Raw genomic sequence first — 19,939 nt, forward strand, 5'->3', positions numbered from 1 at the left:
AGATTTATGGTGGCCAAAGCCGCCGCCGCCTCCTGAAGGGATTCTGGTCATGCCCGCAGAGCCGCTGTCGCAGAAGGAGATCGAGGACCAGTTGCGGGAACTTCCCGGCTGGGCCCAGGAAGGCGACCGTATCGCCCGCGTCTACCGCCTCTCCACCCACTTCGCGGCGACCGCGATGGTCGTACACATCGCCCAGATCCAGGAAGAGCTGAACCACCACTCGGATGTGACTCTGGGCTACAACACGCTGACCCTCTCGGTGAACACCCATGACGCGGGCGGCGCGGTCACCGAGAAGGATTTCCAGCTCGCGCAGCACGTGGAAGCCATCGCCGCGGGCCACGGCGCTAGCTGACCCGCCGGGACAGTTCCATCACCCAGTTCGTCACCCACGTCCGCTCCCCGTCGACAGAGAACGCCTGCTCCCAGCGGGCCGCCGAGTCGCTGATGCCCGACCAGACGTAGCGGACCCTGACGTCCTTGCCGTCATGGGTGTCGTCGCCGTAGAACTCGCCCCGTCCGTCCGCCCCGAACCGGCCGACCACCGGCGGGAACAGCACACCGGTCAGGTCGTTCGACCAGTACAGGGACCACTCCGCCCGCTCGGCGTCGTACAGCCGCAGCGTCAGACCGGAGAACCCCAGCGTGGGGAACTCGATCTCGTCGAAGTTCGCCAGGCCGCCGAAGTGGCGCGACGCCCGGGACGCTCCCGGGAACTCCTCCCACTCGCTCGCCTCGTCCAGGAAGTCCGTACGGCGACGGTTGGCGACCGCCCATTCCCCATGGAGGAAGTCGAAGTCATTCACGCTCGGTCTCCCGTCGTGCCGTCGGTGAGCGAATCGGCCAGATAGCCGTCCAGATCGGGCTGGTCCGGGGCGAGGATATGGCGCACCCACGCGTCCCGTTCGTGCTGGATCGGCGGCAGCTCCCACACGCAGCCGATCCAGGGCCGGTCGAGCCTGATGAAATGCGTCGGGTCGTTGTCCGGACAGTCCAGAACCGGCTGTCCCGCCACCGCGCACCCGAAGTGCAGGACGTTGTCCCACACCCAGCTGTACGCGTTGAGGTAGGCGCCGTCGTCCCCTCCCCTGTGGAGGACGACGAACGTGGCAGCCGGAGTGGAGTCCGGCTCGGGCGGCAGCAGCTCGGGAAGGATCGCGTACGCGGCCTTCTCGATCGCCGGGTCGATTCCGGCCGGATCCGCGGTGACGTGGTAACGCTTGACGCTACGGCCGCCGACCTCGATCGGAGGCAGCGACCACAGCAGTTTCTCGGTGAAGGTCATGACCGGACGCTATGGCCGCTTCACTGACACCATGTGTCAGTGAAGTCCAGCCGTCTTGTGTCGATCCTGCTGCTGCTCCAGACCCGGGGCCGGATGACCGCCGCCCAGCTCGCGGCCGAGCTCGACGTGTCCGTACGGACCGTCTACCGCGACATCGACGCCCTGCACGCGTCCGGCGTGCCGCTGTACGGGGACGCGGGCCACAGCGGCGGCTACCAGCTGCTCGCCGGTTACCGCACCCGGCTGACCGGGCTCTCCGCCGGGGAGGCGGAGGCGCTCTTCCTCTCCGGGATCCCCGGCCCCGCCGCCGAACTGGGGCTCGGGTCCGCCCTCGCGGCCGCCCAGCTGAAGCTGCGCGCCGCGCTCCCGGCGGAGCTACGGGACCAGGCCGACCGGATGCGGTCCCGCTTCCACCTCGACGCGCCCGGCTGGTACGCGCCGGACGAGAAGGTTCCGTATCTCTCGGCGGTGGCGGACGCGGTGTGGAACAGCAGGGTGCTCCACATCCGCTACCGCCGCTGGAAGGAGCCGACCGATGTGGACCGGCGGCTTGAGCCGTACGGGCTGGTGCTCAAGGCGGGGCGCTGGTACGTCGTCGCCGGGCCGGGCCCGCGGACGTACCGGGTCGACCAGATCCTGGACGTCGTGTCCACGGACGGAGACTTCGGAGGCCCGCCCGACGGCTTCGATCTGGACTCCTACTGGCAGCAGCACCAGGCCGACTTCCACGCCCGCCTGTACACGGACAACGCACTGGTCCGGCTCTCGCCCGGCGCCGCCGCCCGTCTGAAGGACCCAGCCGGTACGAGAGACCCCGACGGCTGGATCCGCGCGCTGCTCCCCATCGAGTCCATCGATCACGCGCAGCGAGAGTTCCTCGCCCTGGGCGCGGAGATCGAGGTCCTCGGACCGCCCGAGCTCCGCGCCCGGATGGCCGAGACCGCCGCCGCGCTGGCCGCGACGTACGCCCCCACCTGACTGTCAGGGACGCCACGCACCGGCCTCCGCCGCATCCCGTGCGAAAGCCGCGAACTCCTTCGGATCACGGCCCAGCACCCGCCGCACCCCGTCCGTCAGCGACGCGTTGTGCCCGTCGAGCAGCATGGTGAACAGGCCCGCCAGCCACTGCGAATCCGGCTCAGGGAACCCGTACTCCTGGAGCATCGCGGCGTACTGGTCACCGGATACCGGGACGTACCGCACCTCCCGGCCCGTCGCCCGGCCGATCTCCGCCGCCACCTCCGCGAAGGTGAGCAGCCGCGGACCCGTCACCTCATGGACCTGTCCGGCGTGGCGCTCCTCCGTGAGCGCCGCGACCACCACGTCCGCCAGGTCGTCCGCGTCGATGAAGGGCTCCGCCGTCTCGCCCGCCGGGAAGGGGATCTCACCGGCCAGTACCCCGTCGCGCATCGCGCCCTCGCTGAAGTTCTGCGCGAAGAAGCTCGCCCGCACCACCGTCAGACCGACGCCCGACTCCCGCAGCGCCTTCTCGGCGGCCACCGCTTCCGGCTCGCCGCGGCCGGAGAGCAGCACCACCCGCCGCACCCCGCTTCCCGCCGCCAGCCGACCGAAGGTCCGCATCGCCTCGGGTGCGCCGGGAGCCGCGAGATCGGGGTTCGCAACCGCTTGCCATGGAGTGCGGTGAGGGTGGTTTAGCTCGATCGTGTGAGGGTGGGCTTTGGGGCTTGCGTTATGTGGTGCGGGTCGGGGTAGCGTTGCTGTGCGATCTGGGACGCCGGGTGTGGTGTCAGCGTGCGGGGCCCCTGCTCCACCAGCGAGATGGTTCAGGGCCTCCCCGTCGCCTCTGGCCGCATCCACATGGCCAGGTCGTGAGGGACTCCGCCCTTCCGGGACCGGACCACGGACAGGATCCGTGTCGCCACCCGGAGGCGAAAGCGGACGACCAGTACGCCCAAGACCGTTCGGGGCGTGCCAGTGCGCGGACTCACTCCCGCTCACCGCTCAGGAACGGTAGTACGCGACGTACGCCTCCAGCAGCGCCCAACTCGACTCGCCCTCCCAGTCGAGCCGAACTCGCCCTGGCGCGAGCCGCCCGCACGTTCACTCCGAGCGCCGTGAGCTGCTGCGCCCCGGCGATGTCGCGATAGCCCGCGGCCCCGACTGCTACACCACGGCGGACCGGCCCACCCGCGAGCCCACGGCGCTGATCCGCCCCGGCGGCACCTGCCACACACTCCAGGGCGAACCGCTCGCCGAGTCCATGCGCCTGGGCGTACGGAGCTGGGGCAACGACCCCCGGGGATCGGCCACCATGCTCGTCGGGACGTACCAGATGAAGGGCGAGGTCAGCGGGCGGCTGCTGGACGCCCTGCCCCCGCTGCTCCACCTGCCCGCCGAGGTCTGGAACTGCCCGCTGATGCCGGTGCTCGACGACGAGATCACCCGGGACGAGCCCGGCCAGAGCGTGGTGCTCGACCGGATCCTGGACCTGGTGCTGATCGCCGTCGTACGGACGTGGTTCTCGCGGCCCGACGCCGAGACCCCCGCCTGGTACCTGGCCATGGGCGACCGCGTCGTGGGCCCGGCGCTGCGGCTGATGCAGGACGACCCCGCGCGCCCGTGGACGGTGGCGTCGGTCGCCGCCAAGTGCGGGGTCTCCAGGGCCGGGCTCGCCCGGCGGTTCCATGAGCTGGTGGGGGAGCCCCCGATGGCGTACCTCACGGGCTGGCGGCTCGCGCTCGCCGCGGATCTGCTGCGGGAGACGGACGCGACGGTCGAGGCGGTGGCCAGGAAGGTCGGCTACAGCGGTTCGTTCGCGCTCAGCGCCGCCTTCAAGCGGGTGCGCGGCATCAGCCCTCAGGAACACCGTACGGGCGGTACGGGGGATCGCAGCCGTACGGCTTTGCTGAACCAGCAACAAAACTCGCCGTGATGGCACAAGCTGCGCCACGCTTGGCCCATGACTCATCACCACGACACGACCCACATCGACTGGAACGAGATGGGCGCGCTGCTGGAGCGGGGCGCCGAGATTCAGAGCCCCCTGTACCGGCAGGCCGCGGCCTGGCTCGGCGAGCTGCTGCCGCCGGTCGGAGTCCGGCGGATCCTCGACATCGGCAGCGGACCGGGCGTGCACACAGCGTTGTTCGCGGAGGCGTTCCCGTACGCCGAAGTGGTCGCCGTCGACGCGACCCCGGAGCTCCTCGACCAGGCGCGCGCCCGCGCCGAGCGCGCCGGGTTCGGCGACCGGTTCCATACGCGCCATGCCGAACTCCCGGACGGCATCGGGGAGCTGGGCGAAGCGGATCTCATCTGGGCGGGCAACTCCCTGCACCACATCGGTGACCAGCGCGCGGCACTCGGCGGCTTCGCCCGGCTGCTGCGCCCCGGCGGGCTGCTCGCGCTGGCCGAGGGCGGGCTGCCCGCGCGCCATCTGCCGCGCGACATCGGCATCGGCCGACCGGGTCTGGAGACCAGGCTCGACGCGGTGACGTCGGAGTGGTTCACGCGGATGCGGGCGGAGCTGCCCGGGGCGAAGGACGAGGTCGAGGACTGGCGGGCGTTGCAGGCGGCCGTGGGCCTCACGCCGAGCGGGACACGTACCTTCCTGCTCGACCTTCCCGCGCCGGTCCCGTCAGGCGTACGCGATCACCTGGTCGCCGCCTTCTCCTGGCAGCGCAAGATGCTGGACGGGCAGTTGGCGGACGACGACGCTGCCGTACTGGACCGGCTGCTGGACCCGGACGATCCGGCGAGCCTGTTCCGCCGCCCGGACGCGTACTTGCTCACCTCGCGCACGGTGCACACCGCGCGCCGGGGCTGAGCCGAAGGGCCCGTCGCCCGTCGCCCGTAGTCTTACATGCAGTGGCCGGCCGCCCGGTGGCTCCTGGCGACCGGCCAATTGACGGGCCGTCGGTCTCGTTGTCGGGCTCGTCAGCGCACCTTGACGGTGAAGTGATCCGAGACAGTTCCGCCGCCGATGATCCGGAGCTTGTTCTTCCCCTTGAGGCCGAGGAAGACCCGCATCTTGTATGTCGACTTGCGCGAGGTGTTCATGGAGGCGGGCAGGGTCACCCAGTGCCTGCCCTGCTTCTGTTGCAGCGTCACCTGCGTGCCCGGGCGCAGGTGTTTGGCCTTGCCGTACACGCGGAACTGCTGCCACGCCCCGACACTGCTGACGGTGGCTCTCGCCGTCAGGGCTGATCGTGTGGTCGCCGGCGCCTTTGCCGCCGTCGGCGCGGGCGGTGGCGGGGCGGCAACGGCCAGGGCCGCCCCCACAGTTACGGCCAGCACGGCGGCCGTCGCGAAGCCTGCTACCGATGCGCGCTTGAAACGCTCCATTGAGGACTCTCCAGGGTGAAGGGGACTTCCGAGCGCTTACCCTAGACATATCGCCCATATATATGAGGAATCGACGCGCTGCGAGTTGGACGCGACGCGGAACGACGTCGCCGCCCGGTGGAAACCGGGCGGCGACGAGTCTGTGCGTATCGATGTACCGGGTGCCGGTCAGGCGGCGCCGAGGTCGAACGTCGCCGGGTCGCCGCCAAGGCGCCTGCCCTCGTCCAGCGCCGCGAACGCCGCCAGATCGTCTCCGTCCAGCTCGAAGTCGAAGATGTCGACGTTCTCCTGTATCCGGGACGGCGTAACGGACTTGGGGATCACGACAATGCCCAGCTGCACATGCCAGCGCAGCACCACCTGCGCCGGTGACCTGCCGTGCTTCTGCGCGATCGCGACGACCGTCGGCACTTCGAGGAGGCCCTTGCCCTGGCCCAACGGGGACCAGGCCTCGGTCTTGATGCCGTGCTGCTCGTGGAAGGCGCGCGACTCGGCCTGCTGGAGCTGCGGGTGGAGCTCGATCTGGTTCACGGCCGGGACGATCGAGGTCTCGCCCATCAGGCGCTCAAGGTGTTCCGGAAGGAAGTTCGAGACGCCGATCGCCCTGACTCGGCCGTCCGAGTGAATCTTCTCGAAGGCCCGGTAGGAGTCCACATAGGTGTCCCTGGACGGCATGGGCCAGTGGATCAGGTAAAGGTCGAGGTAGTCGAGGCCCAGCTTGTCCATCGAGGCGTCGAAGGCGCGCAGCGTGGAGTCGTACCCCTGTGCGCCATTCCAGAGCTTCGTGGTGAGGAAGAGGTCCTCGCGGGGGAGGTCCGATATGGCGACGGCACGACCGGTGCCCTCTTCGTTCCGGTAGATGGCGGCGGTGTCGATGCTGCGGTAGCCGGCCTCCAGGGCCGTGGCAACCGCCTTCGTCGCCTCGTCGTCGGGTACCTGCCAGACGCCGAAACCGAGCTGCGGCATGGTGACGCCGTTGTTGAGGGAGAGGGAGGGGACCTGGCTCACGAGCGGTCGATCCTTACGTCGTCGGTTGGTACTCCAACGGCTAACGATCACCCTTGCGGACGCATTCCCGAGCCCGAAGTTGGCCGGATACAGCTCCGATGTATCCGGCCCAGATGATTGACCGTGCGTCGTTGAAGCGCCACCCTATGGCACGCACAGTTCACTCCTGACCCCCCACCTCTCAGGATAGGCAGGTACGGCTCATGTATGACACCGAGGAAACATCGGAGGAGACCGTCAGCTGGCAGACTCCCGAGTTCGAGGTCATCGAGACCGCGCTCGAAGTCACCGCCTACGCCCTCACCGACCGGTAGGCCCCGCCGCCATGCTGCTGCGGGTGCTCGGCACCGCGGCGGGCGGCGGACTGCCCCAGTGGAACTGCGCGTGTCCCGGCTGCGCCGGGGCACGCGCACACCCGCACCGGCGCCGCCGTCACGCCTCACTCGCCGTGTGCGCGGACCAGGGCCGCGCCGCACACGATCAGGACCGCGCGTATGACAAGCGCCTTGGGCACGACAGAGGCCGCTGGTATCTCGTCAACGTCACCCCCGACATCGGCGACCAGATCGAGGAGACCCCCGAGCTGCGGCCGGGACCCGGTCCACGCCAGTCCCCGGTGGCCGGAGTCATCCTCACCGACGCCGAACTCGATCACACCCTCGGCATCGCCCGCCTCCGCGAGGCCGACGGCTTCGAGATCCACGCCACCGCGCCCGTACGGGAGGCACTGCTCGACCGGCTGCGTCTGGGCGACACACTCGACCCGTACACCCACCTCGAATGGCGCGAGTTGAGCCCCGAAGCGCAACCGCGACCGCAACCGCTCGGCACGAGCGGAACAGTGGAAATCGCCGCCGTACCCGTTTCCGCCAAACGACCGCGCTACGCCGTCGCCACCGGCCCGGACGAGCCCACCTGGGTCATCGCACTGCGGCTGCGCGAGGCCGCCACCGGCCGCAGCCTGCTCTACGCGCCCGCCCTCGGCCACTGGAGCGACGACTTCCAGGAGGCGGTCGAGGAAGCCGACTGCGTCATCCTCGACGGCACCTTCTGGGACGACGACGAGCCCGTACGGGCCAAAATCTCCGCCAAAACCGCGACCGGAATGGGCCACTTGCCGATCGCGGGGCCGAACGGCACCGCGCGGCGGCTCGCCGGGGTGCGCGCCCGCTGCCTCTACACCCACCTCAACAATACGAACCCCCTCGTGGACCCCGGCGCCCCGCAGCACGAGCTGCTCGGCAGGTGGGGACTCGAAGTTGCCGCCGACCGGATGGTGATCGAGCTGTGAGCACAGCCAGCGCAGTCAGCACAGTCGCTCAGAACGTGCCCCCGACCGACGGGCCGTGGTGCCCGGAGGACTTCACGGCGCGGCTGCGTGCCGTGTCCGCCACCCGTTACCACGACCGGCATCCGTTCAACGTACGGATGCACGAGGGCACCCTCACCCCCGCCGAGCTGCGCCGCTGGATCCTCAACCGCTTCCACTACCAGCGCCACATCCCCGTCAAGGACGCCCTGATCCTCGCCAAGTTCGACGACCCGGCGCTGCGCCGCTCCTGGCTGCGGCGGATCCAGGACCACGACGGGGCGGCGGAAGGCGAGGGCGGCATCGAGCGCTGGCTGCGGCTCGGCGAGGCCGCCGGGATCGGCCGGGACCGGTTGTGGTCGGGGACGGAAGTGCTCCCGGGCGTACGGCTCGCGGTCGACGGATACGTCAATTTCTGCCGGCTGCGCTCCCCGCTCGAAGCCGTCGCCGCCTCGCTGACCGAACTCGCCGCGCCGGCCATCATGCGTAGGCGCATCGACGCCTTCGAACACCACTACCGGTGGATCGAGGCGGACGGTCTTACGTACTTCCGGGACCGCATCGGGCAGGGCAGTCGCGACAGCGAGGAGGCCCTCGCGCTCGTTCTCACCTGGGCCCGGACGAGGCAGGAGCAGAAGGCGGCCGTGGCGGCGCTCGCCTTCAAGTGCGAGGTGCTCTGGTCACTGCTGGACGCCGTGGACCACGGGGGGTCCCGGTCATGACCGGGACAGAGGCAGAGGCAGAGGCCGAGGTCTGGAAACCGGTTCTGCCGCGGTCCGTGATGCTCCGGCGCGACCGGGTGCGCGGGGTCGACCTGCTCGTACTGCCCGAGCGGGTGGTGGTCCTCCATGGCAGCGCGGGATCCATCCTGCGGCTCTGCGACGGCGTACGCGATGTCGGCGCGATCGTGGCGGAGCTGGCCCGGCTCCATCCGGGCGCGCCCGTGGCCGGTGAAGTGCCCGTCTTTCTGGCGCGGTTACGCAACGAGGGCTGGCTGACATGACACACGAGGCAATCGAGGCGACCGAAGTCCCACCCCCATGGGCGCTGCTCGCCGAGCTCAGCCACGGCTGCCCGCTGCGCTGTGCGTACTGCTCCAACCCCATCGACCTGGTCGGCCGCTCGGACGAGTTGACGGCCGCACAGTGGGCCGACGTGTTCCGGCAGGCGGCCGGCCTGGGCGTCGTACAGTCCCATCTGTCCGGCGGCGAACCGCTGCTGCGGCGCGATCTCACCGAGATCGTCGCCGCCGCGGACGGCGCGGGCATCTATACGCAGCTCGTCACGAGCGGCGTCGGGCTGCACGAGCGGCGGCTGGCGGCGCTGACGGCGGCCGGGCTGCGCAGTGTGCAGCTCTCCGTCCAGCACGCCGACCCCACCGCCGCGGAACTCATCGCGGGAGCCCGCGCCTTCGAGGCGAAGGAGCGCGCGGCCCGGCTCGTACGGGAAGCGGACCTGCCACTCGGCCTCAACGTCGTCCTGCACCGGGCGAATCTCGCCGCGCTCGACGAGCTCGTCGAACTCGGCCTCGCCTGGGGCGCGGAGCGGATCGAGCTGGCCAACACACAGTTCTACGGCTGGGCCCTGCGCAACCGCGACGTACTGCTGCCGGACCGCGCCCAGATCGCCGAGGCCTTCGAGAGCGTCGAGCGGTGGCGGTCGCGGCTGGCCGGCCGGATGGACCTGGTGTGGGTCGCGCCGGACTACATCGACGGCACCGCCAAGCCCTGCATGGGCGGCTGGGGAGCGGTCTCCCTCACCGTCGCGCCCGACGGCACGGTCTACCCGTGCCCGGCCGCCGCCGCGCTGCCCGGCCTGGACCCGCCCAATGTCAGGGACCACGCCCTGGAGTGGATCTGGCGCGACTCGAAGGCCTTCACGCTCTACCGCGGCGAGGAGTGGATGCGCGACCCGTGCCGTAGCTGCGAACTGCGCACCAAGGACTTCGGCGGCTGCCGCTGCCAGGCGTACGCGCTGACCGGCGACGCCACCCGTACGGACCCGGCCTGCCGTCTCTCGCCCGACCACGCGCTCGTACGGGACCTCGTGGACCGTCCGCGCGGGGCGGCCGTGCCGGTGGCGGCGCCCGCGTACGCCTACCGCACCCCGCCATCCCCATCGAAGTGAGGAAAAATATGAGCGCATCCCGCAGGGCGATACTCGGCGCGGCCATCGGTGGCGCGGTCGCGGCAGGACTGCCCGCGATGGCGACCCCGGCGAGCGCCGCGTCCTGGCAACTGCGCTGGTCGCCCTCCGCGAGCAGCGACAAACTCAAGGCCTTCGAGACACTCGAGGACGACCGGGCGGACTCCCATACGGCCGCCGCGCCGCACATCCTCGCCGAGGGCGACAACTTCCGGTTCAATATGCACACCCAGGACCGGGACACCAGCACCGACCGGCAGCGCCACGAGGTCACCGGCTGCCGCACCGGCAGTTCCTACCTCAGCTGGCTCTCCGGCCAGACCTGGCGGCTCACGTACTCGATGTACATCCCGAGCACGCTCAAGGCGACCACCAGTTTCACCCACATCATGCAGATGAAGCAGCCGGGCGCGGGCTCCTCGCCGATCGTCGTGCAGTCGCTGCGGCGGGTCGACGGGGCCCAGACCATCGAGCTGAAGCTGTTCGAATCCGACACCCTCATCGGCCGTACGCCACTGGAGCCGCTGCACAACAAGTGGACCGACGTCGACTTCCAGATCAAGATCGGCAACGGCACTTCGGGCTCTGTCCGCTGGATCCTCAAGAGCGGCGGCACCACGGTCATCGACAAGTCCAAGTCGGGCGTGGACACCTTCCTCGCGGACCGGGTGCGCCCCAAGTGGGGCATCTACCGTTCCTTGGGCGACAGTTCGGGCTCCCTGCAGAACTGCCACATGCTCCTCACCAATATGCGCGGCTATCAACTCGTGTGAGGGGCAGCCGATTTCCAGAGGGACCGGAATGTCGGCGTGTTGAACGGTTCGGTACTGCGCGACGCCGATGCTCGCGTGACCCGTCGTCAACCAACTCGACGTCGACAGGAGAGAACAGACGTGCCACTACCCACCACACCGCTCCGTAAGTCCGCTATGGGCGCGGCCGTGCTCGCCCTGTTCGCTGCGCCGGCCGTACCTGCCGCCGCCCAGAACCCTGCTCCGCGCGCGCCCGGCGTGATGGCCGCCGCTCCGTACGAGTACCTCGGCTGGGGCAATCCGCAGAAGCCGACCGATGTCATGGCCGCCACCGGCGTGAAGTGGTTCACCCTCGCCTTCATCCTCTCCGACGGCGGCTGCAACCCGAAGTGGGACGGCAGCCGCGCGCTCAAGGGCGGCCCGGACGAGGCGGCCATCAAATCCATCCGCGCGGCGGGCGGCGACATCGTCGTCTCCGTCGGCGGCTGGAGCGGCGCCAAGCTCGGCGAGAAGTGCGCCGGCGCCGCCGCTCTCGCCGGGGCGTACCAGAAGGTGATCGACGCCTACCGGCTCAAGGCGCTCGACATCGACATCGAGAACACCGAGTTCGGCAACGCGACCGTACGGCAGCGGGTCGTCGACGCGCTGAAGATCGTCGAGCGGAAGAACCCGGGCATCGTCACATACATCACGATGGGTACCACCCCCAGCGGCCCCGAGGCGAAGGGCAAGGACCTCATCAAGCGCGGCGCGGCCGCCGGACTCGCGGCGGACGCGTGGGTGGTCATGCCGTTCGAATTCGGCGGCCACACCGGCACCATGGGCCAGGCATCCGTCAGCGCGCTCGAAGGCCTGAAGAACGCGGTCAAGAGCGCGTACGGCTACAGCGACACCGTCGCCCACCAGCACATCGGGGTCTCCTCGATGAACGGCAAGTCGGACGGGGGCGACGAGACCATCACCCTGAACGACTTCAAGACCATCCTGGCCTACGCGCGACAGCACCACATCGCGCGCTTCGCCTTCTGGTCCGTCAACCGGGACCGCTCATGCGGCTCGGGCGACGACGCCGACTCCTGCAGCGGCGTCTCCCAGGCGCCGTACGCCTACACCAAGATCGTCGTCCAGTACGCGGGCTGACGCCCGCGTCTCCCCCCACGGAGGCATACATGTACCGGAACAAGTCGAGAAGGACCCTGCTGAGCACGGCGGCACTGGCGGGGGCCGCGGCGCTCGTCGCGGGACTCGTCCAGCCGGCGGGCGCGACGGAGCCACCGGACACCCGTGGCACGGCCGCCGCGGCAGGCGCGCCGACGGCCATCACCACCATCTCCACCGGCTGGTCCATCCCCTGGGGCACCTCCTGGCTGCCCGACGGCTCCACGGCCCTGGTCACCGAACGCAACTCGTTCAAGGTCTTCAAGGTGACCCCGGCCGGGGCCAGGACCCAGGTCGGCACCGTCCCCAACTCCCAGACCACGGGCGGCGAAGGCGGCCTGATGGGCGTCGCAGTCGACCCCGACTGGGCGCAGAACCACTACGTGTACTTCATGCACACCTCGTCCGACGGCAACCGCATCGCCCGCATGACGTACGACGGCACGACGCTCACCGGCTACCAGGCCCTGCTCCAAGGGATCAAGAAGAACACGTACCACAACGGCGGACGCCTGGCCTTCGGCCCCGACGGTTATCTGTACGCAACGACGGGCGACGCCCAGACCACGTCCAGCGCCCAGGACAGGAACTCCCTCAACGGCAAGATCCTGCGCATGACGAAGGACGGCAAGGCGGCGCCGGGCAACCCGTTCGGCAACTACGTCTTCAGCATGGGCCACCGCAACCCGCAGGGCATCGCCTTCGACGCACAGGGCCGCCTGTGGGAGGCCGAGCTCGGCCAGAACTCCAGGGACGAGCTCAACCTCATCAAGCCCGGCCTGAACTACGGCTGGCCGACCTGCGAGGGCACGTGCTCGGTCTCGGGGATGACCAACCCGAAGAAGACCTGGGGCGTCGCCGAGGCCTCGCCGAGCGGCATCGCGATTGTCGACGGCGCGGTGTACATGGCGACGCTGCGGGGCGAGCGGCTCTGGCAGATCCCGATCAACGCGGGCAACGAGAACGTCGGCACGGCGCAGGCGTACTACGTCGGTTCGTACGGGCGACTGCGCGCGGTCACCAAGGTGCCCGGCGCGAATCAGCTGTGGCTCTCCACGACGAACGCGGACGGGAACGGGGGCGAGCCGGCCGGATCCGACAAGATCTTCCGGGTGACGATCGGCTGACCTCACCTCACCTCACCTCACGGCCTGCCCGGCGCGGCGCTCACTCCGCGCCGGGCAGTTCCCTGGTTGGTGCTGCCGTACCGGTCCGCTGTGGATGCCGAGTCAGTTGTCGCGCGGTCAGCGGAGCCCGAAGCGCTCGGCCCAGGCGGTCATATCAGCGGTCGTCGCATTGCCGCCGCAGACCACCAGGCCGAGCCTGGCACCCTCACCGACGCGCTCCAGGACCCGCCGCGCCGCGGGCAGCAGACATCCGGCGGCGGGCTCGGCCCAGACCTTCGCGTGGTCGGCCAGGTCGAGGGTGCCCTGCACGGCCTCGGCGTCGGTCACCGTGAGGACATCGGTGACCAGCGCCGAGACATGCTCGTAGGTGAGCTGTGAGGCGCTGGGGGCGCTCAGTGTCGAGACGATCGAGGACAGCTCGACCGGCACCGGCCCGCCGGAGGCCAGGGCCGCCGACATGGCTTGCGCGCCTTCGGTCTCCACGCCCCAGATCCGTACACCGGGGCGGCGCGCGTGCAGCGCGGTGGCGACACCGGAGATCAGCCCCCCGCCGCCGATGCTGACGAGTACGTCGGTGAGCTCCCCGGCATCCTCCGCGAACTCCAGGCCGACCGTGCCCTGGGCGGCGATGACCACGGGGTCGTCGAAGGGATGGACCAGGGTGAGCCCCTTGGTCCGGAGTTCGTCCACGAGGGAGAACGCGCCGTCCATGGTGTCGGCGAGGATGACGTTCGCCCCGGCGGCCTTGGCGATGTCCACGGCGCGGCCGGGCGCGGACCGTGGCATGACGACGGTCGCCTTGATGTCCAGCGCGCCGGCCATGACCGCGACCCCGATGCCGTGGTTGCCGCCGCTCACCGCTACGACCCCGGCGGCGCGTTCAGCCTCGCTGAGCGTGAGCAGCTTCGCCGTCGCGCCGCGTGCCTTGAAGGAGCCGGTGCGCTGCAGTAGTTCCAGCTTCGCGGTGACATGCGCGCCCAGGAGCGCGGACAGCCCGGGGCTCGGCACCGTCGGGGTCCGTATGACATGCCCGGTGATCCGCTCGGCCGCGGCTTCCACGTCCGCGACAGTGATCAGCACATTCGCCTCCGTCACATGCTCCGGGCCGCGGGCGACCGGGATCCGTATCATCCACGGCACAGGGGCGACGGCCACGTGGGCGCCGCGCCCGCGCACGGTAATCAACCGCGCGGCAGTTCGATCATCCTACGCCGCCCATGTCCGGGCCGGCGTGGGCCGTGAGGCCCCGCCTGTCGGGTCAGGGGTCTTCTTGACCTGAAGTGTGGTTGAGCTTCTAGCGTGTCCCCTGGTTGATCACCTGACGACGGGAGAAGCACGCTCATGATCCTCGTGACCGGAGCCACCGGAAACATAGGCAGTGCACTGCTGAAGGAGCTGCACGCATACGGTGCCGGGCCGCTGAGAGGGCTCACCCGTGATGCCGTACAGACCACCTTCCCCGAAGGGGTCGAGGCCGTGGAGGGCGACTTCGCGGAGCCTGCGTCGTTGAAGCCCGTCCTGGAGGGGGTGCGCTCGCTGTTTCTTGTGTCGCGTCTGGGCTCGGACGCCGACATCCTCGTAGCCGCCCGGCAGGCGGGTGTGGAGCATGTGGTGCTGGTGTCGTCGATTACCGTCCAGACCCATCCGCACCTGGTCCCCGCCGCCGAGAATCTGGCGGTGGAGCAGCTGCTCAAGGAAAGCGGTATGGCCTGGACGATCCTTCGGCCGACGCAGTTCGCGTCGAATGCCCTGATGTGGGCGGCTTCCATCCGTGAGCATGAGATCGTCCGCGCGCCGTACGCGGACACCGCATTGCCAACCATCCACCCTGCGGACATCGCATCGGTGGCACGGGTGGCGCTGACCGAGCCGGGCCACCAGGGGCGCACATACGCCTTGACCGGTCCAGAGCCGGTGACCGCCCGGCAGCAGGTCGAGGCCATCGCGGCAGCACTGGGTCGGGAGGTGCCCTTCGCCGAGATCAGCCGCGAGCAGGCCCAAGCACAGATGGCCGCCGTCTTCGGGGCCGAGGTGGCAGACGCGGTGCTCGACGTCACGGGTGGAGACGTCAACGACGAGCTGCTGATGGTGCGCGACACGGTTTCACAGGTAACCGGAACCCCGGCACGGCCCTTCCGGCAGTGGGCTTCAGAGAACGCCACCGTCTTCCACTGAATCGCCTGGGCCTGAGCGGCGGCCTTGACCGTAAGGGACGAGCGGACAGGATGAGGATCATGGGTAGCGAGACGCAGGGAAACGGTCAAGACGTGGCAGAGCCGGCGCGCCCGCTGGCCCTGGTCACGGGGGCCGGACGGTCGGCGGGCATCGCCGCGTCCGTCGTAGCGAATCTGGCCCGCGCCGGCTGGGATGTGGCCTTCACGTACTGGACGCCGTACGACGCGCGGATGCAGTGGGGCACAGAGCCGGGCGCGCAGGGAGAGCTGAAGGAGAAGCTGACGTCCCTCGGCGCGAGAGCACTGGCGGTCGAAGCGGACCTGAGCGACCCGGCCGTGCCCGCTCAGCTCTTCGACAGCGTCGAGAGTGACCTGGGCAACGTCACCGCGCTGGTGCTCTGCCACTGTGAGTCGGTGGACTCCGGTCTGTTGGACACGACGGTGGAGAGCTTCGACCGGCACTTCGCGGTCAACGCGCGGGCAACGTGGCTGCTGATACGGGAATACGGGCTGCGATTCCGCGGGCAGCACGGCAGCGGACGCATAGTCAGCCTGACCAGCGACCACACCGCCGGGAACCTGCCGTATGGCGCGAGCAAGGGCGCGATGGACCGGATCACACTGGCCGCGGCCCGTGAGCTCGCCCACCTGGGAGTGACCTCCAACGCGGTCAACCCCGGGCCGACAGACACCGGTTGGATGACGGAGGAGAACAAGGCGGACATGACCCGCTTCACGCCGCTGGGCCGCCTCGGGATGCCGCAGGACTGCGCAAACCTGGTCACCTTCCTCTGCTCGCCAGAGGGCGGATGGATCAATGCCCAGCTTCTCCACAGCAACGGCGGCCTGGGGTAGACGACGGAGCACTCGTACAGCTGGGCGAGCCGGTCGAGGGTTTCCAACGAGGGCGCATGCCTGGTGCCGGCCGGCCGTAACTCCCAGGTGGAGATGTTCTTGAAGGTCTTGGGCTGATCGGGCCATCGCTGGTTCCACAGGTCGGCGACTGCGCGCCGGCTCAGGCCCCCAGCCATCCGGGGTGCCACCCGGGCATTGATCCGGTAGCCGCCTTTCCTGTGGTGCTTCGCACGCTCGACGCGGACCATCTCGTCGAGTTCGGCCACTCTCACGGGCCGTGGAGCGAGATGGCCGCTGTGCCTCACGAACAGCCTCGCCCGGGGCGGTGTCGACACCGCCCCGGGCGAGACCAGGAGCAAAATCCAGAGGGTTACTGAGTGGTGGTGTAGGCGCGTTCGATCGTCTGGACCAGTGTGTTGCCGTCACGGTCGGTCAGCTTGGCGCGCAGCGAGACGGAGCCCGCCTGCGCCGGGTGGGTCAGCGACAGGTGCGTGCCCCCGATGGCCTTGGTGGGCCGCCAGGTGGTGCCCCCGTCGTACGACACCTCGAAGGCGAGCTTCGCCGGCCGATGTCCGGCGGCCGCACCCTCGATGCTGAAGGGCACGTCGAACCGCTTGCCCGCCTTCGCCGTGCTGGACAGGGTCAGTTCGGGGGAGAAGCGAACCACCGACAGTGGCAGCGTGGTCGGCTTGTCCTTGGAGGTCTCGCCGGAGCGGAAGGTCCACTGCGCGCTGACGCGGGTGCTGACCGGGTACACCGCGGGATCACGGGAGCTGTCCAGGGTCAGCTGGTACGCGCCGGCCCGGGCGGGAACGGTGTATTCGGTGACGCCGTCGGTCGGCGGGATCCCGTAGTCGTCGGAGATCTCCTTGCCGTCCGCCTGTAGCGAGGCCTCCACCGAGGTGTAGTCGCTGGTGCCCCAGTGCCCGGCACCGTCGCCGAACAGCGGCAGATAGGCGCTGATGACATTCCCGTACCGCACGGCACCGGGGTATCCCCTGTCCGGTCCGGCGTCCGCGGAGCCGCCGAGGGCCGGGCCGAAGACGCCGACGTTGAACTGTTCGCGGTAGCTCCGGCCGGCCTGCCAGGTCCTGGGCATTTTCATGAGGAAAGATTCGAAGCGCTTCTCCTCGCCCTCGCCGCTGCTCTGCCACATGCGGAAGGACCATTTGACGCCGTTGTCGAGGATGTAGTCGGTGGTGCGCAGCGGCAGGGTTCCCCTCAGGTCGGTGTAGCTGCGGACCAGCCTCCCGTCGGCTGTGTGGGGAGACACCTCGACCTGGACGTTCCTGCCCCCGACGGGTACGCCGGCCTGGAAGTCGACCTTGGCGAGCTGCTTCTGCTCGACCTCGGCGGCGAAGCCGCCCAGCCGGTTGGCGCGGTCCCAGGCCAGGTGGTAGGTGACCGGCCGCCCCTCGTTGTCCTGGCGTGTCCAGTCGCCGGTGAACATGGCGGACACGCCATCGGCAGCCAGGTCGGGTCCGAGCTGCCCGAACCGCGTGCCCTGGAAGGTGGGCAGCAGGTACTCGAGGCTGCCCGCGCGCAGTCCCTCGCCCCGCTCGTAGCTGAATGCAGCCGTGGCCTCGGTGTTCTCGGCCGCCGCGTCGGGCACGGTGATCTCCACCGGCTGTGCCTGCCGGGCGTCGACGGTGACGGTGGTGTCCGCGTCCATCCGCAGCTTCGGCTGGACCAGCACGGCGTGGGTGGAGGACGTGTAGTAGGGGTGGATCAGACCACTGAGGGTGTAGTCGCCCTTGGGCAGCCGTACCGTGAGCTCGCCGTCCTTCTCGTCGGCGTAGGTCTCGTAGAAGTCCCTGTCGATGGCCTCCAGGGAGGTGGCGGCGTCGCCGGTCGGCTCGCCGTTCTCGTCGATGTGCTTCAGCGTCAGGTCGTACGACTCGACCTCGCGCTCCACCCCGACGGCGGTGCGCACCTCTGCCTTGCCGTTCGCCGAGGTGGCGGACACCGAGCCGCCGAAGGTGCCGTCGGCGCTGCCGGCGCGGGTGTCCGCCGTGACGGCGGCGCTCGCCTCGCCGCCCGCCGGGACGGTGAGCCGCCGCGGCGAGACGGCGAACATGCCCTCGGCGGCGGGCTTGCCGTCCACCGAGAAGGCGTCGGCGGACAGCTCCAGAGTGACCGGCTGCGTACCGAGGTTGCGGTACGTGAGCTGCTTGGTCACCGGTTTGTCGTCGGCGTGCGGCCACTGCTGCGTGCCGAAGCCGATCGGCCCCTGCTCGGTGACGACACTCTGGTCCATCGCCCGGACCACGTCGGTGCGGCCGGTGCCCTGCTGGAAGGAGCTGTACGAGCCCGGCTTGGTGGAGCCGGTGAGTACTGCCTTGAGGCGCTCGCCGCTCCAGTCGGGGTTCCGCTGGGCGAGGATGGCGGCGGCGCCCGCCACATGCGGGGACGCCATGGATGTGCCGCCGATGGTGAGGTAGCCGGGTATGTCGGAGGGGACCTCGGCCTCCAGGAAGCTGCCGGCCGCAGCGGCTGCCGTGATGGCGACACCGGGCGCGGTCAGGTCGGGCTTGACCCCGCCGTCACCGACGCGCGGGCCGCGGCTGGAGGATTCGGCGAGCTGGTCGGCCTTGTCGACCGAGCCGACGGTGAGCGCGGCCTCGGCGCTGCCGGGCGAGCCGACGGTCTGCTCGCCGAACTCGCCGTCGTTGCCGGCCGCGATGACGAAGAGCGTGTCGGTCTCGGCGGAGAGCCGGTTGACCGTTTCCTCCATCGGGTCGATGCCGGGCGTGTCCGTGCCGCCGAGGCTGAGGTTGACGACCTCGGAGCCCTGGGCCACCGCCCATTCCATGCCCGCGATGATGCCGGACTCCGAGCCGAAGCCGTTGTCGTCCAGGACCTTGCCGTTCAGGATCTTCGCGCCCGGGGCGACACCCTTGTACGTGCCGCCGGACCCCGCGGGAGAAGCAGCCCCCGTCCCGGCAGTGATGGACGCCACGTGGGTGCCGTGGCCAAACTTGTCGCCGGTGCCGGAGGAGCCGGAGAAGTCCTGCTCCGCGATCACCTGGCCCGCGAGATCGGGGTGGGCCGTGTCGATCCCGGTGTCCAGTACGGCGACTTTGACGCCGGTGCCGTCGTAACCGGCGGTCCAGGCGGTCGGCGCGCCGATCTGCGAGACGCTCTTGTCGAGGGAGGCCCGGCGCCTGCCGTCCAGCCACACCTTTTCCACTGCCGTCGAAGCGGTGAACCCCCGCGCACCCGCGCCGGTGTCGGTCACGGCGTCCCAGAACGCGGTGCCACGCTTCTTGACGGGGCGCATCGCCTTGCCGTTGACGACGGGCAGCGCACGGCCGATCCGCGCCCCGGCCCCGGTGAACGGGCTCATCGAGGGTGCTTTCTGGCCCCGGAAGGTGACGATCAGCGGCAGGTCGGAGCGGCCCGCGTCGTCGTAGCCGTCCGCCACCAACCCGGTCACATCGAACAGCCGGGCATCCAGTTTGCCCTGCGCCAACAGCAACTCCGCGTCGCCGGGCACCACATGGGTGTGCCCGCCGATCACCCGGACCGAGAACGGCATCCGCTCCCGGCCCTCTCCCCGCTCCACCCCGGTGACCTGGCCGGCGCCGTCCACCAGCACCCGGTCGCCGGTGACCAGCGTCACCGTCTTTACCGCCTTTACCGCCTTCACCGCCTTGGCCGTACCGGCGCCGCTCGCACCCTGGGCCACCCCGCCCGGGACACCGGCCAGCAAAAGGGCCGTGGAAGCAACCCCTGCCGCCACGACCGCACGCCTTCGTCTTCCGCGTAACTGCACCTGAACTCCTGACACTTCGAGAATCGGACAGGAGCCGCCGCGACCCCGG

At 69.9% G+C, this 19,939-nt stretch carries 19 protein-coding genes and 2 pseudogenes; 14 read left to right on the top strand and 7 right to left on the bottom strand.

Features of this window, described 5'->3' with window-relative positions; genetic code table 11:
* Nucleotides 1-49 precede the first annotated feature (49 nt).
* Complete coding sequence (locus tag ACIHCQ_RS38620) at nucleotides 50-355, top strand: 4a-hydroxytetrahydrobiopterin dehydratase (RefSeq protein ID WP_399673258.1); 306 nt, start codon at nucleotides 50-52, stop codon at nucleotides 353-355.
* Here the strand turns inward: ACIHCQ_RS38620 and ACIHCQ_RS38625 are convergent.
* Nucleotides 348-806 carry a hypothetical protein gene (locus tag ACIHCQ_RS38625; RefSeq protein WP_399673260.1) on the bottom strand — a complete coding sequence of 153 codons (459 nt, stop codon included), beginning with the start codon at nucleotides 804-806 and terminating at the stop codon, nucleotides 348-350. The two genes, ACIHCQ_RS38620 and ACIHCQ_RS38625, sit on opposite strands and share 8 nt — an antisense overlap.
* Entirely contained in the window at nucleotides 803-1,285 is a 483-nt protein-coding gene (locus ACIHCQ_RS38630; RefSeq protein ID WP_399673262.1) for a hypothetical protein, read from the bottom strand. Before ACIHCQ_RS38630 ends, ACIHCQ_RS38625 begins: the two co-directional genes overlap by 4 nt.
* A gap of 39 nt (nucleotides 1,286-1,324) precedes the next feature.
* On the opposite strand from ACIHCQ_RS38630, the gene ACIHCQ_RS38635 reads away from it, so the two are divergent.
* Nucleotides 1,325-2,263 (top strand): helix-turn-helix transcriptional regulator, encoded by a 939-nt coding sequence (locus ACIHCQ_RS38635; protein WP_399673264.1) that lies wholly within the window; start codon nucleotides 1,325-1,327, stop codon nucleotides 2,261-2,263.
* Between the two features lie 3 nt (nucleotides 2,264-2,266).
* Here the strand turns inward: ACIHCQ_RS38635 and ACIHCQ_RS38640 are convergent.
* Nucleotides 2,267-2,899 (bottom strand): annotated as a pseudogene (locus ACIHCQ_RS38640) (NmrA family NAD(P)-binding protein); the annotation flags it as partial.
* A 466-nt stretch (nucleotides 2,900-3,365) separates the two neighbouring features.
* On the opposite strand from ACIHCQ_RS38640, the pseudogene ACIHCQ_RS38645 reads away from it, so the two are divergent.
* Both ACIHCQ_RS38645 and ACIHCQ_RS38650 read left to right on the top strand, forming a co-directional pair.
* Nucleotides 3,366-4,178, top strand: a pseudogene (locus ACIHCQ_RS38645) (AraC family transcriptional regulator); the annotation flags it as partial.
* Between the two features lie 27 nt (nucleotides 4,179-4,205).
* Complete coding sequence (locus ACIHCQ_RS38650) at nucleotides 4,206-5,069, top strand: class I SAM-dependent methyltransferase (RefSeq protein WP_399673266.1); 864 nt, start codon at nucleotides 4,206-4,208, stop codon at nucleotides 5,067-5,069.
* A 110-nt stretch (nucleotides 5,070-5,179) separates the two neighbouring features.
* Here the strand turns inward: ACIHCQ_RS38650 and ACIHCQ_RS38655 are convergent, their stop codons facing one another.
* Nucleotides 5,180-5,587, bottom strand: coding sequence for a hypothetical protein (locus ACIHCQ_RS38655; RefSeq protein ID WP_399673268.1), 408 nt, complete (start codon nucleotides 5,585-5,587; stop codon nucleotides 5,180-5,182).
* A 168-nt stretch (nucleotides 5,588-5,755) separates the two neighbouring features.
* The gene (locus tag ACIHCQ_RS38660) at nucleotides 5,756-6,595 is read right to left on the bottom strand and encodes an aldo/keto reductase (protein ID WP_399673270.1); all 840 of its coding nucleotides are present in this window, start codon (nucleotides 6,593-6,595) and stop codon (nucleotides 5,756-5,758) included.
* A gap of 203 nt (nucleotides 6,596-6,798) precedes the next feature.
* Between ACIHCQ_RS38660 and pqqA the strand changes: the two genes are divergently transcribed.
* The 8 genes from pqqA to ACIHCQ_RS38700 all read left to right on the top strand — a co-directional run bounded on the left by pqqA (nucleotide 6,799) and on the right by ACIHCQ_RS38700 (nucleotide 13,086).
* Nucleotides 6,799-6,909 (top strand): pyrroloquinoline quinone precursor peptide PqqA, encoded by a 111-nt coding sequence (pqqA, locus tag ACIHCQ_RS38665; RefSeq protein ID WP_399673272.1) that lies wholly within the window; start codon nucleotides 6,799-6,801, stop codon nucleotides 6,907-6,909.
* 11 nt (nucleotides 6,910-6,920) lie between these two features.
* On the top strand, nucleotides 6,921-7,886 hold the full coding sequence (gene pqqB / locus ACIHCQ_RS38670; RefSeq protein WP_399673274.1) for a pyrroloquinoline quinone biosynthesis protein PqqB: 966 nt from the start codon (nucleotides 6,921-6,923) through the stop codon (nucleotides 7,884-7,886).
* Between the two features lie 35 nt (nucleotides 7,887-7,921).
* Nucleotides 7,922-8,626: a pyrroloquinoline-quinone synthase PqqC gene (pqqC, locus tag ACIHCQ_RS38675; RefSeq protein WP_399673362.1), complete on the top strand. Its 705-nt coding sequence runs from the start codon at nucleotides 7,922-7,924 to the stop codon at nucleotides 8,624-8,626.
* Nucleotides 8,623-8,907: a pyrroloquinoline quinone biosynthesis peptide chaperone PqqD gene (gene pqqD / locus ACIHCQ_RS38680; RefSeq protein WP_399673276.1), complete on the top strand. Its 285-nt coding sequence runs from the start codon at nucleotides 8,623-8,625 to the stop codon at nucleotides 8,905-8,907. Before pqqC ends, pqqD begins: the two co-directional genes overlap by 4 nt.
* Nucleotides 8,904-10,031: a pyrroloquinoline quinone biosynthesis protein PqqE gene (gene pqqE / locus ACIHCQ_RS38685; protein WP_399673278.1), complete on the top strand. Its 1,128-nt coding sequence runs from the start codon at nucleotides 8,904-8,906 to the stop codon at nucleotides 10,029-10,031. The genes pqqD and pqqE overlap by 4 nt, the downstream gene beginning before the upstream one ends.
* Before the next feature lie 8 nt (nucleotides 10,032-10,039).
* Complete coding sequence (locus tag ACIHCQ_RS38690) at nucleotides 10,040-10,822, top strand: Tat pathway signal sequence domain protein (protein ID WP_399673280.1); 783 nt, start codon at nucleotides 10,040-10,042, stop codon at nucleotides 10,820-10,822.
* Between the two features lie 120 nt (nucleotides 10,823-10,942).
* Nucleotides 10,943-11,941, top strand: a complete 999-nt coding sequence (locus ACIHCQ_RS38695; protein ID WP_399673282.1) for a chitinase — start codon at nucleotides 10,943-10,945, stop codon at nucleotides 11,939-11,941.
* Nucleotides 11,942-11,970: 29 nt separating this feature from the next.
* A complete protein-coding gene (locus ACIHCQ_RS38700; RefSeq protein WP_399673284.1) occupies nucleotides 11,971-13,086 on the top strand; it encodes a PQQ-dependent sugar dehydrogenase in 1,116 nt (371 codons plus the stop codon).
* Nucleotides 13,087-13,203: 117 nt separating this feature from the next.
* Here the strand turns inward: ACIHCQ_RS38700 and ACIHCQ_RS38705 are convergent, their stop codons facing one another.
* A complete protein-coding gene (locus tag ACIHCQ_RS38705) occupies nucleotides 13,204-14,217 on the bottom strand; it encodes a threonine/serine dehydratase (RefSeq protein WP_399673285.1) in 1,014 nt (337 codons plus the stop codon).
* A 210-nt stretch (nucleotides 14,218-14,427) separates the two neighbouring features.
* Between ACIHCQ_RS38705 and ACIHCQ_RS38710 the strand changes: the two genes are divergently transcribed.
* Together ACIHCQ_RS38710 and ACIHCQ_RS38715 are read left to right on the top strand one after the other, a co-directional pair.
* The gene (locus tag ACIHCQ_RS38710; protein WP_399673287.1) at nucleotides 14,428-15,261 is read left to right on the top strand and encodes an NAD(P)H-binding protein; all 834 of its coding nucleotides are present in this window, start codon (nucleotides 14,428-14,430) and stop codon (nucleotides 15,259-15,261) included.
* A 59-nt stretch (nucleotides 15,262-15,320) separates the two neighbouring features.
* Nucleotides 15,321-16,115: an SDR family oxidoreductase gene (locus tag ACIHCQ_RS38715; protein WP_399673289.1), complete on the top strand. Its 795-nt coding sequence runs from the start codon at nucleotides 15,321-15,323 to the stop codon at nucleotides 16,113-16,115.
* 370 nt (nucleotides 16,116-16,485) lie between these two features.
* On the opposite strand, the gene ACIHCQ_RS38720 is transcribed toward ACIHCQ_RS38715, so the two are convergent.
* Nucleotides 16,486-19,857: a S8 family serine peptidase gene (locus tag ACIHCQ_RS38720; RefSeq protein WP_399673291.1), complete on the bottom strand. Its 3,372-nt coding sequence runs from the start codon at nucleotides 19,855-19,857 to the stop codon at nucleotides 16,486-16,488.
* Between the last annotated feature and the right edge of the window lie 82 nt (nucleotides 19,858-19,939).

The organism is Streptomyces sp. NPDC052236 (assembly GCF_044548015.1).
GTDB lineage: Bacteria > Actinomycetota > Actinomycetes > Streptomycetales > Streptomycetaceae > Streptomyces.